General features: G+C 43.5%; 15 protein-coding genes. 9 read left to right on the forward strand and 6 right to left on the reverse strand.

Going from position 1 to position 15732, the window contains the following annotated elements:
- Positions 1-154: 154 nt before the first annotated feature.
- Positions 155-2173 carry a methyl-accepting chemotaxis protein gene (locus R7O13_RS08565; RefSeq protein ID WP_318303570.1) on the reverse strand — a complete coding sequence of 673 codons (2019 nt, stop codon included), beginning with the start codon at positions 2171-2173 and terminating at the stop codon, positions 155-157.
- A gap of 134 nt (positions 2174-2307) precedes the next feature.
- Between R7O13_RS08565 and R7O13_RS08570 the strand changes: the two genes are divergently transcribed.
- Positions 2308-2802, forward strand: coding sequence for an NlpC/P60 family protein (locus tag R7O13_RS08570; RefSeq protein ID WP_025998640.1), 495 nt, complete (start codon positions 2308-2310; stop codon positions 2800-2802).
- A gap of 45 nt (positions 2803-2847) precedes the next feature.
- Here the strand turns inward: R7O13_RS08570 and R7O13_RS08575 are convergent, their stop codons facing one another.
- From R7O13_RS08575 to R7O13_RS08585, 3 genes are all read right to left on the reverse strand, one after another.
- Positions 2848-3192 (reverse strand): DUF3802 family protein, encoded by a 345-nt coding sequence (locus R7O13_RS08575; protein WP_005377620.1) that lies wholly within the window; start codon positions 3190-3192, stop codon positions 2848-2850.
- Between the two features lie 190 nt (positions 3193-3382).
- Complete coding sequence (locus tag R7O13_RS08580) at positions 3383-4345, reverse strand: GGDEF domain-containing protein (protein ID WP_017634922.1); 963 nt, start codon at positions 4343-4345, stop codon at positions 3383-3385.
- Positions 4345-5319: a response regulator gene (locus R7O13_RS08585; RefSeq protein WP_021033872.1), complete on the reverse strand. Its 975-nt coding sequence runs from the start codon at positions 5317-5319 to the stop codon at positions 4345-4347. Before R7O13_RS08585 ends, R7O13_RS08580 begins: the two co-directional genes overlap by 1 nt.
- Before the next feature lie 224 nt (positions 5320-5543).
- Between R7O13_RS08585 and R7O13_RS08590 the strand changes: the two genes are divergently transcribed.
- Together R7O13_RS08590 and R7O13_RS08595 are read left to right on the forward strand one after the other, a co-directional pair.
- Positions 5544-6410, forward strand: a complete 867-nt coding sequence (locus R7O13_RS08590; protein WP_318303572.1) for a fructosamine kinase family protein — start codon at positions 5544-5546, stop codon at positions 6408-6410.
- Between the two features lie 253 nt (positions 6411-6663).
- Positions 6664-6858, forward strand: a complete 195-nt coding sequence (locus tag R7O13_RS08595; protein ID WP_017634925.1) for a CPXCG motif-containing cysteine-rich protein — start codon at positions 6664-6666, stop codon at positions 6856-6858.
- Positions 6859-6933: 75 nt separating this feature from the next.
- On the opposite strand, the gene R7O13_RS08600 is transcribed toward R7O13_RS08595, so the two are convergent.
- Positions 6934-7545 carry a riboflavin synthase gene (locus R7O13_RS08600; protein ID WP_005377625.1) on the reverse strand — a complete coding sequence of 204 codons (612 nt, stop codon included), beginning with the start codon at positions 7543-7545 and terminating at the stop codon, positions 6934-6936.
- Positions 7546-7937: 392 nt separating this feature from the next.
- On the opposite strand from R7O13_RS08600, the gene R7O13_RS08605 reads away from it, so the two are divergent.
- Positions 7938-9308 carry an MATE family efflux transporter gene (locus R7O13_RS08605; protein ID WP_005377626.1) on the forward strand — a complete coding sequence of 457 codons (1371 nt, stop codon included), beginning with the start codon at positions 7938-7940 and terminating at the stop codon, positions 9306-9308.
- A gap of 134 nt (positions 9309-9442) precedes the next feature.
- Positions 9443-10441: a DUF3080 domain-containing protein gene (locus R7O13_RS08610; RefSeq protein ID WP_318303573.1), complete on the forward strand. Its 999-nt coding sequence runs from the start codon at positions 9443-9445 to the stop codon at positions 10439-10441.
- A gap of 15 nt (positions 10442-10456) precedes the next feature.
- On the opposite strand, the gene R7O13_RS08615 is transcribed toward R7O13_RS08610, so the two are convergent.
- A complete protein-coding gene (locus tag R7O13_RS08615) occupies positions 10457-11302 on the reverse strand; it encodes a DNA ligase (RefSeq protein WP_318303575.1) in 846 nt (281 codons plus the stop codon).
- 421 nt (positions 11303-11723) lie between these two features.
- Here R7O13_RS08615 and R7O13_RS08620 point away from each other — a divergent pair, with 421 nt between their 5' ends.
- From R7O13_RS08620 to R7O13_RS08635, 4 genes are read left to right on the forward strand one after another with little or no spacing between them, the layout of a single operon-like run.
- Positions 11724-12044, forward strand: coding sequence for an STAS domain-containing protein (locus R7O13_RS08620; protein ID WP_017634929.1), 321 nt, complete (start codon positions 11724-11726; stop codon positions 12042-12044).
- Between the two features lie 26 nt (positions 12045-12070).
- Positions 12071-12937, forward strand: a complete 867-nt coding sequence (locus tag R7O13_RS08625) for an OmpA family protein (RefSeq protein ID WP_318303577.1) — start codon at positions 12071-12073, stop codon at positions 12935-12937.
- Positions 12934-15036 carry an SLBB domain-containing protein gene (locus tag R7O13_RS08630; RefSeq protein WP_017820662.1) on the forward strand — a complete coding sequence of 701 codons (2103 nt, stop codon included), beginning with the start codon at positions 12934-12936 and terminating at the stop codon, positions 15034-15036. Before R7O13_RS08625 ends, R7O13_RS08630 begins: the two co-directional genes overlap by 4 nt.
- Positions 15036-15722, forward strand: a complete 687-nt coding sequence (locus R7O13_RS08635; RefSeq protein ID WP_318303579.1) for an AAA family ATPase — start codon at positions 15036-15038, stop codon at positions 15720-15722. The genes R7O13_RS08630 and R7O13_RS08635 overlap by 1 nt, the downstream gene beginning before the upstream one ends.
- The last annotated feature ends 10 nt before the right edge of the window (positions 15723-15732 follow it).

Genomic DNA, 15732 nt, shown 5'->3' on the forward strand with positions numbered 1-15732 from the left:
AGCATTAACATCACGTTGTGATAACTAAACCCTTTAGAAATGAACGAGATGAGATGTAACTCACTCTTGCAATGCAAATAGGAGCCATTGAATGGGTAGCCGTAACAAAAAAGCAGAACCGAGGTTCTGCTTTTAGTCGGTGGAAACATCTCATTTACTCGGTCTGATGAAGCTCATACTTGTGCAGCATTGCTTGCTGGTGCCCGGCAATTTCCGCCACTTGCTCAGAACTCTCAACCATAGACTCAAGCTGCAGCTTTGTGCGTTCGCCAAGATCAGAAATATGCGTGATGGATTGAGATACATCTGCCGTCGCTCGTTCTTGTTCTTCTGTAGCAACTGAGATTTGTTCAACACGTTCTTGAATGTGCTTAACCGCGAGGTTGATATCAGAAAATGTCGATTTCACTTCATTGCTGGACTGTAGCGCGTGGGTCATTTCTTCTCTTGAATCATTAACTGCTTGGCGCGAACGCTCTGCGGCAGTAATAAGCTCGCTCATCATTTCTCGGATGTTCGTAGTTTGTTGAGAGGTATCACTTGCAAGTTTGCGAACTTCATCAGCGACAACCGCAAATCCACGCCCTTGCTCACCAGCACGGGCAGCCTCTATTGCCGCGTTGAGAGCAAGTAAGTTGGTGTTGTCCGCGATCCCACTGATCATATCCACCATTTCACGAATCTGTTTAACACGCTGGTCTAGCTCTAACATTGACTGTTCATTTACATCCAAAGAGCTTTCTAATGACTCCAAACGTTCGCGGTTTTGTTCCACGACTTGAACCCCTTTTTCAGTGTGTTGGGTTGCAAGGAGCGAGTCCTGTGAAGATGCATTTGTCACCATTGCTATTTCACGAATAGAGGCTTCAAGCTCCGTTATGGTCGTGATCATACTCGACAACGCTTCATTTTGTGTTGCCAACCCATCACTTGTTTGTTCGGCTGCACTGTGACTTACTTCTGCCGTCTGATAAAGCGTTTCACAATTGCGCGTCACCGTTTGAATGGAGTCGTGTGTGGAATCGATTACTTGATTCAACTTTCGTGCTACTTCTTTCAGCTCATAAGGGCCGACTTCTTCTGCCTTGTCACGAAAATCATGTTCGGTAAGTGCTGAAAGACGCGTTAGTACATTCCTTAACCCTCGGTTTGTCCATGACTTGAGACTAAACCAAGTAACCAGAATAATAAAAGAAATCACACACGCCGCAAACACGAGCACAACGCTCACCGATTCAATGGTCTCGTTGACCACCCGCTCTTTTTCATCGATCAACTGACCAGCGGTTTGGGAGATTTGATCAAGTAACCGCATGGTTTCATCCGCAAGCATCGAAGCCTGTTTAAACTCTGAACGTTGCAATTCCCCTTGTTCTAGTTTGGCGAGGATCAAACGCAGCACGCCCTTTTCACTAAAGCCTTGTTTCACCATCTCATATGGTGCGGTTAAACTTGCATATTCACTTACTTCAGGATGGAAAGATTGGAAGTCTTCATAGGCGAGTTTAATACCTGCTATGCGATTTCGCATTTCTCGGTATTCTTTTTCGGCTTTGTTTAATTCTGAGTGCATCATCATGACTAAGAACGTACTTTCCATTGAGCTTGCAGAAGCAATGAAACGGTTAGCGGCATCGCTCGACTCAGGATTATCAGCACTAAGGAACGAACTGATTCGATTCATTTCCGGGCCGATAGAGCTAAGCCCATAGCGAAAACCACCAACAGCGGCATCAATATCCATTTGAATTTGTATCACCGAAGATTGCTTCAACAAAATGGACTGCGTGATGTTATGTAAACGCGCTAGTTTGGTGTCTAACTCCTCCGAGAGTTGCTGAGCTACACCAGACGCTTTCACAACCAAAGTTGTGCTTTGAGTTGCAAGAGAGTCGATTTGCTCTTTTATGAGAGGCAACTCTTTCGGCTCAGTAATCTGCATACCATGGTTGAGTAGCTTAACCATCTCCAATACATTCCTGGTTAACTTTGCGTTTGCCATCGCGATTGGTAATGCTTTTTGCGACAAGTCTTCAAATTGTTCCCCTACCTGTTCCATTCCTTTGAAACTTGAGACAGAAAGGGCTATAACAAGAGCAATGATAGTTAAAAATGTTGCACTGACAGCCTGAATCAGTGAAAGTGATGTGCGTGAGCGTTTTCGCTTTGCCATAATCAATTTTTATTCTTTCTTAAGGTTGAATCGGTTCTGCAGTGATTCCGTCACATTTGTGAGACAAAACCGTGATTTGCAGCCCATACTATGGATTGGTTATGACACTAATATTTCAGTTGTGAGTCATAGAGATGACAGGTGGTGATTTGCGTCGAGTATATTTTCCTTTGATAATCAGTGTGCTACTAAGCGCCTGCTCTTCTGGGCCTGAGCCTAGTGAGCAAGCACAGGTGACAACACCTACAAATCAGCTATTGTCGGACAACCCTGACTTGTTCGACTTTTACACAGAGTGGCACGGCACGCCTTATCGCTTAGGCGGGACACAGAAATCTGGAATAGATTGCTCAGCATTTGTACAAAAAGCGTTTATTGAGGCTTATCAGCTCTCGTTACCAAGGACAACGAAGCAGCAATCAAAGCAAGGTGTGGAGTTAAGTTGGACGGATGCCAAGCAAGGGGATCTAGTGTTTTTTAAAACAAGACGTACAACTTATCATGTCGGAATTTATTTGGGTAACAAGCAGTTCATGCATGCATCGACGTCTAGAGGTGTGATTATTTCAAGAATCGACAACCCATACTGGGCATCTAAGTTTTGGCAAATAAGAAGAGTTACAATGTAACTCCTCTCACTCTTTAACCGGACATTGCTGTAAGTTAAAACAATATCAGTCGTAAGTCGCAACAGCATTATCGAACAGATTTTTGACCAGAGCGATGTATTCATCAAGGAACGTGATCTGTTCATTGGTCGCTTTTTTATGCCATACCCCAGCCAATATCTCACCAAGATCTTCAACAACTGCATCAGCCTCTTTCAACAATTTGAAGCGTACGCTAGAGTGAAGTTCTGGATTTTGCTCAAAAATCGCCATGATGTTTGAAGCCACCATATCGGTGACAACATCTTCGATGCTTTCGGATCCAGTGTCGCCAATTTCGGTCGTAAAAATATCTAGATTTAGAGACAAGTGCTCGATAAGAGCGAGATATCCATCGGTTTCTAAAACCACTGTTTTTCTCCGTTTATTGCAAGCCTTCGAAGCTGAAAGCAGAATAGTTTCAATAGTAAGACATGCCGAGAAAATTTCATTAACTTATTTCATATTAACAAACATTCACGAACCAACTGGATGATTTTCAAACAATTGAGCTTTGCTTCACTGAATTCGGATGCAGGGTTTCTTCAAACCTTTTTATATTTCAGCCATTTTCATGCAAACAGGTTTGGTTACGACCATTTTCTTTTGCACGATACAGCGCAGCATCGGCACTCTTTAACCATTGAGTGTGAGTTTCAAAATAAGGCTTATACTCGCAAACACCAATACTTATAGTGTAATTAATCAAAAAATCTTCCACTTTCACGATCTCTTGCTCAATTCTTTTGCGCAAACGCTCTGCGAAATAGCAAGCTTGCTCCTGGTTTGTGTGAGGAAGTAGTACGGTAAACTCTTCACCACCAAAACGACCGCAGATGTCACTGCTCCTTGCTGTTTTTCTCAACAAGGCAGAGGTTCGACGAATGACTTCGTCCCCTGTCGGGTGACCATAAGTATCATTCACCTTCTTAAAGTGGTCGATATCGAATATTACTAATGAGCATGGTCCGTCGATAACTTTTAAGTGAGCAAACTCATCTTTCAATGATTGCTCCCAATAAGCGCGATTAAATAAACCTGTTAAACCATCTTTGCGACTGATTTCCGACAAATGTTGATTTGTTTCTTTCAAATGAATGCGATTTCTCGCAGTTTCAGAAACATCATTGACTTGAATCGCTATGTGGCTGACCTCTCCTGAAAGCCCAATTAACGGCGTGATCACGATATCTTGATACATAAAATCACTGCTGTTTGAAACCGGAGAAAAATTGTTGAACTTAAAAAGGTACGGTCGGTTTTCCCAGCTAGAAAAAGAACGAGTTTCCAGATCGGCGGCAGCTTTTATCTTGGTTTCTAGCCAAGTTCTTGGCAGCTCTTCAAAATGCTCAAATAAACATTCACCAAGAATTTCTTGTGATAGAACGCCACTGTATGACTGCATAAAACTGTTCCACACACACACTTTATACTCTTGATCCAAAACAATAAGCCCTGAATCCATCGTATCGAGAATTTGTGTGACCCAATGAAAGTCTGCTATGTCCAGCGTGATATCGGACATTAGATTAGCTCCATGATTTCATAGATAATTTCTACGGATGGCTTATCAATTAAAAACAGTACCTCGCACTCGAAATCGAGCGCTTCTGCCATGTAGGTGTATTCGATAGTAAAGAGCTCACCCAACTCGCCTTGCTCTTCACAATAAGGTGTTAAGGTATCCACAATGCCTGGCTGACGAAGTGAGAACTGCTTGTCGAGTTGATCGCCCAACGATGTGAGAAATGACGAAACCAGTAGGTTAGAGATATTCAAGATGATTTCATTATGAGGCGTAAACTCAAGGAGGTAACCTAATTTTTCCCCAATCTGATTGATATCCCTACCACGTAAACACACCAGTGCCTCTCCGTGAATACCACCACCGACAAACCTCTGCGCTACCGCAACGGAACTGTCACGCCCAACCACATCAACCAGTGTCATATGAAGCTCGCCGTAGGACAAAGGTCCAACATGAGGAACAGGAAGTTGGATGAACTCATGTAAATGGTCGGCCATAATCGCAGCCCCTTTACCAAGGGCAATGTTCGCAATTTCACGGAATTTGGCTAGTAAGGAAAGCTCTTCGCAACCCTGGTTTTTAGAATCAACCGAATGACTAGGTTTGAACGCATAATGCAGCCCTAATTGTTCGTATAGTGGGAGCACCTGCTCTTCTGTCAGAGGCTTAGCGATAAAAGCTTGAGCACCAAGATCGAGACAGCGCTGTTTTGCCTCTTGTTGAACATCTCCAGAAATAATGACGATTTTGGTCGGGTACTGACTAACAGGTAATGATTCGAGGACCTCAAAACCATCCATTATGGGCATCGTTAAATCGAGAAACAAAATATCGATATTTTGCTCAGCAAGAATATTAAGCGCCTCATAACCATCTTGCGCTTCAATAAGATGCAATGATGTATCTTGTACGATAGAACGCGCAATAAGCTTTCTTGCAACAGCTGAGTCATCACATATCAGTATTTTCATGCCACCAATGGAACTAACGTCAAAAAAATCATAATACCTGTTGTAAACGTTCATCTCCATATGCTAAGCCAACAAATCAGAGGCTTATAAGCGATTTGATTCACATTTATACAAATTGACTACACTAAGAGGAAGGTTTCTTTACTAAGTATGCTCAACATAGCGCCAACTCCCTGCTATTTATCCTAAACTATTGGTGGTCAAATAGATTCGCGAGGTTTTGTATGTGGCAAGCAATATCGCAACAGCTTTCTGATACTTTATTGTTCGATTACCAGATCACGGAAAAAGTAAGGCTGTCTGGTGGGGATATCAGTGAAAGCTACATGATCAATGATGGCGAGCAACGTTATTTTGTGAAAATTAACGATCGCGAGTTTTTGTCGAAATTTGAGGTAGAAGCTGAAAGCCTGCATCTTTTGCGTGAAACATCCACCCTATTTGTACCTGAGGTGGTATTGGTTGGTAAAACCAAAAATGCCTCATTCCTAATTCTTAACTACCTTCCAACGAAACCATTAGAAGATGGTCTCAACAGCTTTAAATTTGGGCAGCAATTAGCTCACCTACACCAGTGGGGCGAGCAAAAAGAGTTTGGTTTTGATACCGACAACTATCTCGGTTCGACTCTACAGCCCAACAAATGGCACAAGAAATGGTGTGTATTCTTTGCTGAGCAACGCATAGGTTGGCAATTACAGCTCCTTAAAGAAAAAGGCGTCACCTTGGTTGATATCGATGACTTTATCGACGTCGTAAAACAGCGGCTAGCAAACCATGCTCCGGAACCTTCTTTGTTGCATGGCGATTTATGGAATGGAAATGCGGCACTCACTGCATTCGGTCCTATCTGTTACGATCCTGCGTGCTATTGGGGGGACAGGGAGTGTGATATTGCGATGACAGAGCTTTTTGGTGGATTTCAACCAGAATTTTATCAAGGCTACGAATCGGTTATGCCACTTTCTTCAAGCTATGAGGAACGTAAAGATATCTATAACCTTTACCATGTTCTCAACCATTGTAATTTGTTTGGCGGCCATTACTTGGAACAGGCTCAACTGATTATTAATAAAATCATTTCTTATTAATTTGGAAGCCACTGCATATTTCAAGATGTAAAATCTCGAGGCACATCACTACAGAAAATCACCCTAAGCTCAAGGTTGAGTTTGGGGTCAAGTTTTGTACTTATTTCGACTCAATTAGCAACAACTCTGCCTAATATCAAAGGAGACTTAACTTTGGATTGTGCCTATTTTCCTTGTAGGCAAAGTAAGTAAAGGGCTGTACTTCCTTGATGAATAGTGTGTTTAAAAGCCCTGCGAGATTAGGAGTTGTTGTATGAAAAATTATACCGAAAGGTATGTAAAGTGCCCGCATTGCGGACACTCTATCGGCATTACACTGGATGCAAGTAATGGTGACCAAGAGTTTTATGATGATTGCCCAGCTTGTTGCCACGCTATCCACCTAAATATGCGAGTGGATGAGTTACAAGATAAGGTCGAACTATTTATCGATGACAATTACGAATAGCAGCTCGAGCATGTGAACATCAGAAATATAAAAACGCTTAAATGAAAAAGGAGCACTAGGCTCCTTTTTCTCATTCTAAAGCTGTTTTGCTGCAAGAACGCGCTCAACAGTATCAACAATTGCTTGAGTCTGAGGATCAAACTCAATATTAACACGCTCCCCTACTTGTCTCACTCCGAAAAGCGTTCGCTGCAAGGTTTCTGGAATTAGGTGTACCGAAAAACGACACGCTTCAACTTCACCAATAGTTAGCGAGCAGCCATCTAAACCAATGTAACCTTTCGCTAATACATATTTCATTGATTCTTGCGGCAGTTGGAACCAAATCGTGCGGTTATTGGGCGTATCGATGATATCGACAATATCTGCCGTCAAACTAATATGACCAGACATGCTATGCCCGCCTATTTCGTCACCAAACTTAGCCGCGCGCTCAATGTTTACGCTATCCCCTTCCACCAGCCGACCTAAATTAGTAAGAGCCAATGTCGCTTGCATTAAATCAAAACTGATAAGGTTGCCTTCGATCTTAGTCACAGTTAGACAACATCCGTTGTGTGCAACGGATGCACCAATTTCTAACCCTTTACAAAGTTCATCGCTTAACTCGACAACGTGCGTTTGAAAGCGTTCTTTTTTATCAATTTTAACGACCTTCGCCGTACCCTGAACTATTCCTGTAAACATTTCTTTTTACCTATTGATTTCATACCAACTGTAGTTGAAGACTAAGCCTTAAACACTGCGCTACAGGCCGGAAATAAAGACCGCAGACGATAAAGCAACGGCTTAATGAACACTGGTTTGTTCTCATGCATGCTTCAACATTACCATGATTCGCTGCTGTTCTCAGTAAAAGCGTATCCTTAGCGTGGAGAGCGTCCAGTCAGTGTTATCGACTATTCGCTACCTAGCTATGGAATATAAACATACAATTGTTTATCATTTGCGCGGAGTTTCTCCGAGGCATTTTTTCACCTTATCGTGACTAAAATCAACCATCAGATCCGTTCACCACATCTTTTGCCCTCGAGTACTCTCATTCTTTCAACTTATTGTTCCGCTCTGGAGTATTTTTCGTGCATCGCTATAAAGAAGAAGCATCAAGTCTTATCAAATTGGCGACCCCGGTATTGATCGCATCTGTCGCTCAAACTGGTATGGGGTTTGTTGATACCGTAATGGCTGGCGGCGTTAGCGCCACCGACATGGCTGCGGTTTCTGTCGCTTCAAGTATTTGGCTACCATCTATTTTGTTTGGGGTGGGTTTATTAATGGCATTGGTCCCTGTTGTCGCACAGTTAAATGGCTCTGGTCGTCGAGTGAAAATCCCGTTTGAAATTCAGCAAGGCGTCGTTTTGGCATTGCTGATCAGTGTGCCGATAATTGCAGTCCTGCTTCAAACCCAGTTTATTCTCGGGCTGATGGATGTTGAAGCACTGATGGCTGAAAAAACGGTGGGATACATTCATGCCGTTATATTAGCAGTACCCGCTTTTTTACTTTTCCAAACGCTTAGAAGCTTTACGGATGGTATGTCATTGACGAAACCGGCAATGGTTATTGGCTTTATCGGTTTGCTGCTCAACATTCCTCTAAACTGGATTTTCGTGTACGGCAAGTTTGGTGCACCTGAATTAGGCGGTGTTGGCTGTGGTGTAGCAACCACGATTGTTTACTGGGTCATGTTTGCCATGCTATTGCTGTATGTGATGACATCAGAGCGATTGAAAAGCATCAACCTATTTGGAGAATGGCATCGCCCACAATGGAAAGCGCAAGTTCGTCTATTCAAGCTCGGCTTTCCTGTTGCAGCAGCGCTGTTTTTTGAAGTGACATTGTTTGCTGTTGTTGCACTGCTCGTTTCACCACTGGGTCCTATCATTGTGGCAGCGCATCAAGTCGCGATTAACTTCTCCTCGTTGGTATTTATGCTACCAATGAGTATTGGTGCAGCAGTAAGCATTCGTGTCGGCCATCGACTTGGTGAAGAAAACGTAGATGGCGCGCGCGTAGCGTCACGAGTCGGCATTATGGTTGGTCTAGCATTGTCCGTTCTCACAGCGATTTTAACCGTCTTGTCTCGTGAGTGGATCGCCGAGCTTTATACTAGCAACCCAGAGGTAATCACTCTAGCGATGCACCTGCTCGTGTTTGCCGCTGTTTATCAATGTACGGATGCGGTTCAAGTGATCGCAGCTGGTGCATTACGCGGCTATAAAGACATGCGAGCCATCTTCAACCGTACTTTTATTGCTTATTGGATTCTTGGGCTGCCAATTGGTTACGTCCTTGGCCGTACAGACTGGATTGTTGAGCCAATGGGAGCACAAGGCTTCTGGCTTGGTTTTATCATCGGCCTATCTTCTGCGGCCTTTATGTTAGGCGTCAGAATGCGTTGGATGCATCGCCAAGAGCCAGAAGTGCAATTGAACTTTTCAGTTCAATAAAAAGTAAAAAAAGCCAGCATCCGCTGGCTTTTTTGATCGAATAATCACACGGTTGAGTATACTTATAACAAGATTACGAAGCGGTTGATTTTGCTCTCTAGACAACGGATACGAAGTTATAAAAAAGGATATTTGTGCGGTCTATTTTATTGTTCTTAATCTTGATTCTTAATGGTTGTGATAACTGGTTTAATCCAGAGAACGCCATGTTTGATAAGTATCATCAACGTGTAGCCAATGTATTGGAAGCTCCTGCTATTCCAATAACATTACAGTCTACGGTAACGATTCCTGCGAAACGCGTTTTGTTCGAGCCATTGCCAAGGCTATCTATTGGCCTGCTAGAGAGCTATCAATTACGACAGTGCGGACTCTTTAATTTACTTGCCGAGAAAAACTCACAACTTGGAAAGGTGCAGGATGCCTTTCATGATTTTGATTATCAAACTGCCCTTTTAAGAGTCATGCATCGATGTTTATCCGAATTTCCACTTAGCGATGAAGAACGCGCGACATTGACAGAGCTTTACGCAACCAAGTGGCAACATTTAGACATTCATCTCGACAACTTACTACTCGTAAGTGATGCCATGCAAAAGCAACTAACTGCCTCTGATTGGCTATCTCAAGACACGACGAATGATATTGCACGCATTAACGATGTCTATCGTATTTTCAGCGAAATGTATGATTTACCCCACCGCGCGGTCTCACGTCTACCCGATGTGGAAGTTACGCAATATCAAGAAGAGTTAGAGAAATCTCGTTTACTCGGACGACTTTACTATTCAATGGTAAATACATCCCTTTGGTTAAAAGCGACAACTCAGCTACTTGAGCAGAACCAGAGCAATGTATTGTGCGGGCCGAACAGAGACACCACTCAGTTCCGCTACTTAAGAAATGTCTTTCAATCCATTTACGTTGAAGAAGTGCAACCTTATTTGGCTTATTTAGACAGTACCTATCAACAACTTAATGATGGTGCCACTTTGGTGGAGAACCGTATGCAACTCCATGGTCACCAGTATGGCATCATTGAGGCACATAGGACATTTAGGCAAGAAACCCTAAACCACGTTCAGTTTTGGCAGGGTCTCTTCAAACGATGTGGCGTAACCGTTGGCAACTAGTAAGTGCAGAGCGTTCTATTCCTTCAACCTTTCACGCAAGAATCGAGCAAAACGTGGTTTACCAGTATGTGTAAAACCGTTATATCTAAATGTAATGGTTGAACCAATTTTCGGAGGCTGGCGACGCACTTCATCGGTAAATCCGCTACCGATGTAAAACTCAATGCCATTTGGTAAGCGAACTAACATTGCTCCCATCATACCTAATAAGCGCCCTGTTCCTGGCTTATAACCCACAACTAACGCTTCATCATCTGCGTATCGTTTTAGTTTAAGCAAATCACTACCGCGTCCAGCCTGATAGCGGCTTGATACCTTCCGCAACATCACCCCTTCACCGTCGGATATTGAAATTTTATCCAACTGTGTAAACAGATGAGCTTCATTTTGAATGGCTCGGTGCTCGACATATTTGATATGAGGCTGGTCGACTTCAAGCACTAAATCTTTGATGTTGTAATAACGCTTCCGATAATCACCAGCGGAATATGGCATATCAAAGATCATAAAGTCGATATGTCGCCAAGCAGACTCAACAGGAGTTTTATCTAATACCGTTTGCTGAACAAGATGAAAGTTACCTCCCCCAGCCCAAAGTTCACCATCCAACGGATAATCAGGCAAAGGTCCTGTAAACCAATCTGGGGCGTAGATTCGATTACCATTTCTCGTCACGAGATGTTGCCCAGTCCAATAAGCGCGAACACCATCAAGTTTTTCGCTATACCAATATTCAGACACATCAATGCCATCCTGATAGCTTTGTGCAAGAGAAACTGGTGGTGCGAGAGAAGTATCCGCTTGAGGCTGTGAAGACGCTGCCATAACAGCCAGCGCAATTAATGTCATTTTTAATGGCATAAGAAGACCTTGTACAAAAAATCGCCTTTATTGAAACGTAAGTCCTCTCGATGACCTATTTATTACTAGTTGTTCTTCGACTCATAACAATCAACATTAGTAATAATTTGCAAAGATAATCATAAACTTTAGACAGGTTTTGCATTTAGTCGTTACACGTTATTCACTTAAGGCGGATGGTTCGTCAATCGAGTTGGAATCTAATCATGACGAGATCCCCCGCTCTAATGACTTTTTAGGTTCAACACCTCTTATAAGCAAACCATTTCTCTGTGCGTTTTTGATTCTCAATTTGAGAATCAGTCCTTTCTCAAATTGAACAATATCATTAACAATATTTAACTATTTGATTTTTAATTAATTTCAAGTTGGCACGTTACCTGCTCTATATCCAATTAGAAAAACAAACGGAGACAGAGTCATGGAATTACGCAAACTAGAAATCAATCAAGACAAGTTAGCCATTGAGTTTTTTGGTGACTTAGATGCAAGCGGCTGTCGACAAGCACAACATCACATTGATGAGGTAATTCACAACAATCATCACAAAGAAGTCGAAATTAACCTACAGCACGTCCAATTTCTTGATTCTTCAGGGATTGGTGCCATTGTTTACTTATATAAGCGTCTAGTTGAACGTGAAAGAAGCATGAGTATTGAAAACGTATCAGGCCAACCTTTAGAAATCATGAGCTTGCTTCGTATCAACCATGCCATTCCCGTTAACTCAAAAGGACACTAAAAATACCGGTTTAAACGGAGGTTGGCATGGTAAATCTTATACGACGATATGCATTAAGCGGTCTTGTTGTCGGCATGTTTGGTTGTTCGTCGTTTGACTACCCAGAACACGGAAAAGGTGGCTTGGCGGAAAGCTATCAAGATATCTCGATCGAGAATTATCAGTTTTCCCCAGTGATGCCTGACGAGCCTTTAGGTCCAGAACATGGGTTAAGGTTTGATTGGCAACTGACCAAGTTACATCTAGACGCACTAATCCAAGAGGGCGCGCGCTGGTGTTTTCCTGCGGCAGTTGTTCAGGCCCTTGAAAAACAAAATAGAATTGCGCGCGAGTTAGAAGGTGGGCTTTTACTCGACGCTGCCAACGACCTTGTGATTCAGCGTCGACGCTTAAACCAGCTCGAACAACAACTCGACTACGTACTGAGCCAAACCACTTGCACACCGCCCGATGATATTGAAGCACTACGTAGCGACCTAAACATAGTCGCGGATATCTATGCACTACTTAATATCGACAACCAGTTTGCTGTCGATTCAGCAGAAATCAACCCGAAGTACATGGGACATTTGGCAGAAGCAGCCTACATTTTACGTGACCACCCCAACCTATCCCTTGTAGTAACGGGGCATGCGGATGCAACTGGAACACCCGATTACAACCAGAAACTTGCTCAAGCGCGTGCGGAACAAGTAAAGCGTTACCTAACCGTATTTGGTATCACTTCAGTGAGAGTCACTACCAAATCTGTCGGAGATAACCTGCCACTCTATGAAGGTGAAACATCTGCCGTGCGTTTAACTAATCGTCGAGTAAGCATCGAGGTTATTAGCCCTAATTCAGATAGCGATACCTCAATAAACCGCAACCCAACGGCAGGAGGCGCGCTATGAACACGATGAAACCATTTATCCTCTTAATGTTGTTGTGTCTGGTCGCGTGGGTACCATCTTCCATAGCGGATGAGAGCAATACTGTTAAGGTCGGTGATTTAATACAGATTAACTTACCCGGAGAGGCGTCGTTAAACCAAGGGTTTCAGGTTGATCGTCGTGGACGAATTAATTTACCAGAAGTCGGCCCTGTATTAGTGGCCGGCTACAATGAACAACAACTCCAAGACGTGATTATCGACAGGCTAAAGACCGTGTATCGTGACGTTAACAACGCTCGAGTTTTTATTAAACAGCAACAGTTGTTAGTGTCCGTTCAAGGCTACGTGGTCAAACCCGGTGAATATACCTTACCTTCTGGGTCCAACATTCAAATGTTTGTGTACGAGGCTGGCGGCCTGCGCGCAGGGGCTCAGCTTGATAAAATGATCGTGAAACGTGGAAATAAAAACATTGAATTTGACTACAAACGCTTCCTTGATACGGGTGACAATAGCCAGCTGCCAAAACTAGAATCACTGGATGTCTTATTTGTCCCCGCTTCCCCACTCGTTGGGAATATTGAGCAAGAGTTTGATGCAGCAAAACTCGCGAATTCAGGTGACAGCGCAGATTCCGCTCGTGCAATCAAAGTCTTTGGTGAAGTCAACGCACCTGGCTCGTTCTCATACAAACCAAACACCACGCTAGTTGATGTCGTAATGCGAGCTGGCGGCGTGACACGATATGCCAGTGTTGAGCAAATTCGCGTGATAACAAACAATAACCCAACCATGTTTAACCTGAAAAAGTACCTTGATACTGGAGACCAAAGCCTACTGCCGGAGATCCTGCCAGGTGCCACCATCTTTGTCCCAAAACAGGAAGAAGAAATCAAAGCAGGTGCAAATGTGGTTTACGTGATGGGTGAAGTCGCCCATCCTGGGGCATACGAAGGCAAGCAAGGCGCTAGCTTCATGGATATCCTCGCCAACGCTGGCGGGCCCACTCGCTACGCAGAATCTCGCCAAATTCGCGTTATAAAAGCCGATGGCAAAGTCATCAAATTCGATCTTACCGCGCATACAGAAGGACTATCTTCAGCCAGACCACCAAATGTTGGACCGGGAGACGCGATTTTCGTGCCGGAGAAAACCGATTTCAATGAGAAGTCTTGGTTAAAAGTAGCACCTAGTCGAGCGGTCGCAGTGATGGGAGAAGTTGTTCGCCCTGGACGCATCGAGTGGTCAGACGAAATGGATTTGATTGATCTGCTTGCACACGTTGGAGGCCCAACTCGACGAGCTGATACCACCAAAATTGAAGTCGCCAATAACGGTCAAATGACACAATTTGACTTAGACCAATACATTCTGGATGGCTCACCAACATCAAGCCTACCTCAAGTTTCCGCTGGTACAGTCGTAAGGGTACATGCATTGCCTGACGACCCATCCGATAATAAATCGCAATGGGTAAGCCAAAGCTCTGACGCATCGATATACGTTTTCGGGCAAATCAATGCACCTGGGCGCTATCGTTTCACTGAAGATATGCATTTTCTGGATATTTTGTCTGCCGCCGATGGACCGACAATGGATGCAGATATTCACAACATCCGTGTCACACACCGAGGCCTAGGTTATGCCAAAGTGAGTAAATTGAATTTATCGATGTACTTTGAAACAGGCGATGAGTCAATTCTGCCCCACGTTCGTCCTGGTGATACCATTTACATTCCAGAAAAAAACAAAAACTGGTTAGATCGTTCAAAAGAGTCCACGGTACGCGTATTAGGTGAAGTAAGAGACCCAGGGCGGTACGTATTCAATGACAACATGACTGTGCTTGATCTGTTAGCGGAAGCAGGAGGACCAACTGACAATGCCTACCTTGAAAAGATCAGTGTGGTCAATATGTCTTGCTGCCAAGGCCAAGCCCGAACATTTGATTTGGTTAACTTTAGTAAAACAGCCAACATTTATGAGCTGCCAGTTATTCGCGCAGGCGACACGATTTACATTCCCCATAAAGACGAAAGCTTTGTTGAAAAAGCGAGGGCCGGATTAAGAGATATTTTACAAATCACCACAACCATCGTGTTAATAGGAGCGTTGTAATGACTATTCCTGCAACTCACGCTGAGATTGAGCAAATTTATCTTCAGAGCGAACAGAAAGGCCACAAAACGATTTGTGTTGTGGGTTGTAAATCTGAAGATGGTGTCACTTCCGTGGCGTCATCTCTTGCAGAGCGCTTGGTTTTAGCAGGGCACAATACTTTGTATGTAGACCTTAACTTATTCAAACCCGCTTATCACACTGTTCACGAATTTGATGATGACGAGAAGGTTGGCCATTTGATCACACGAGAGAATACACATCAAACTTTAGTCGGCCTCCCTGCTCCGTCTCTCGCCAGCACTCAGTTAGCGTACCGAGACCCAACAACGCTGAAACGAAACATTGCACAATGGTTAACGCAGTACGAGCGCGTCGTGATAGATACATCACCACTTCTTAGTGTCAACCGAAGCAATATTGCTCCTCAAGTGATTGCCGGCGTATGTGATGCTACTTTGTTAGTAGCGCATTATGGTTCTACGACTGCAACCCAGCTCGAGCAAGCCAAAAAGCTACTCGATGCTAGCGATGCGAACTTGATTGGTTCTGTCTTGAACATGAAGCATACACCAAGCCTGAAAGATGAGTTAATCCGCCAAGTTTCCAAGCTGCGTTTCTTACCAAAAAAGTGGAAAGAAAAACTGTCTCAGCAAATTAAAAAAAGCGAACTGTTTATTTTATAGGGAGCGCTAT

The organism is Vibrio sp. Y176 (assembly GCF_033438945.1).

Excerpts from the sequence above, each read along its gene's own strand:
- R7O13_RS08565 (WP_318303570.1), bottom strand. The coding sequence starts at position 2,173 with ATGGCAAAGCGAAAACGCTCACGCACATCACTTTCACTGATTCAGGCT.
- R7O13_RS08570 (WP_025998640.1), top strand. The coding sequence starts at position 2,308 with ATGACAGGTGGTGATTTGCGTCGAGTATATTTTCCTTTGATAATCAGT.
- R7O13_RS08580 (WP_017634922.1), bottom strand. The coding sequence starts at position 4,345 with ATGTCCGATATCACGCTGGACATAGCAGACTTTCATTGGGTCACACAA.
- R7O13_RS08585 (WP_021033872.1), bottom strand. The coding sequence starts at position 5,319 with ATGAAAATACTGATATGTGATGACTCAGCTGTTGCAAGAAAGCTTATT.
- R7O13_RS08590 (WP_318303572.1), top strand. The coding sequence starts at position 5,544 with ATGTGGCAAGCAATATCGCAACAGCTTTCTGATACTTTATTGTTCGAT.
- R7O13_RS08595 (WP_017634925.1), top strand. The coding sequence starts at position 6,664 with ATGAAAAATTATACCGAAAGGTATGTAAAGTGCCCGCATTGCGGACAC.
- R7O13_RS08600 (WP_005377625.1), bottom strand. The coding sequence starts at position 7,545 with ATGTTTACAGGAATAGTTCAGGGTACGGCGAAGGTCGTTAAAATTGAT.
- R7O13_RS08615 (WP_318303575.1), bottom strand. The coding sequence starts at position 11,302 with ATGCCATTAAAAATGACATTAATTGCGCTGGCTGTTATGGCAGCGTCT.
- R7O13_RS08620 (WP_017634929.1), top strand. The coding sequence starts at position 11,724 with ATGGAATTACGCAAACTAGAAATCAATCAAGACAAGTTAGCCATTGAG.
- R7O13_RS08625 (WP_318303577.1), top strand. The coding sequence starts at position 12,071 with ATGGTAAATCTTATACGACGATATGCATTAAGCGGTCTTGTTGTCGGC.
- R7O13_RS08630 (WP_017820662.1), top strand. The coding sequence starts at position 12,934 with ATGAACACGATGAAACCATTTATCCTCTTAATGTTGTTGTGTCTGGTC.
- R7O13_RS08635 (WP_318303579.1), top strand. The coding sequence starts at position 15,036 with ATGACTATTCCTGCAACTCACGCTGAGATTGAGCAAATTTATCTTCAG.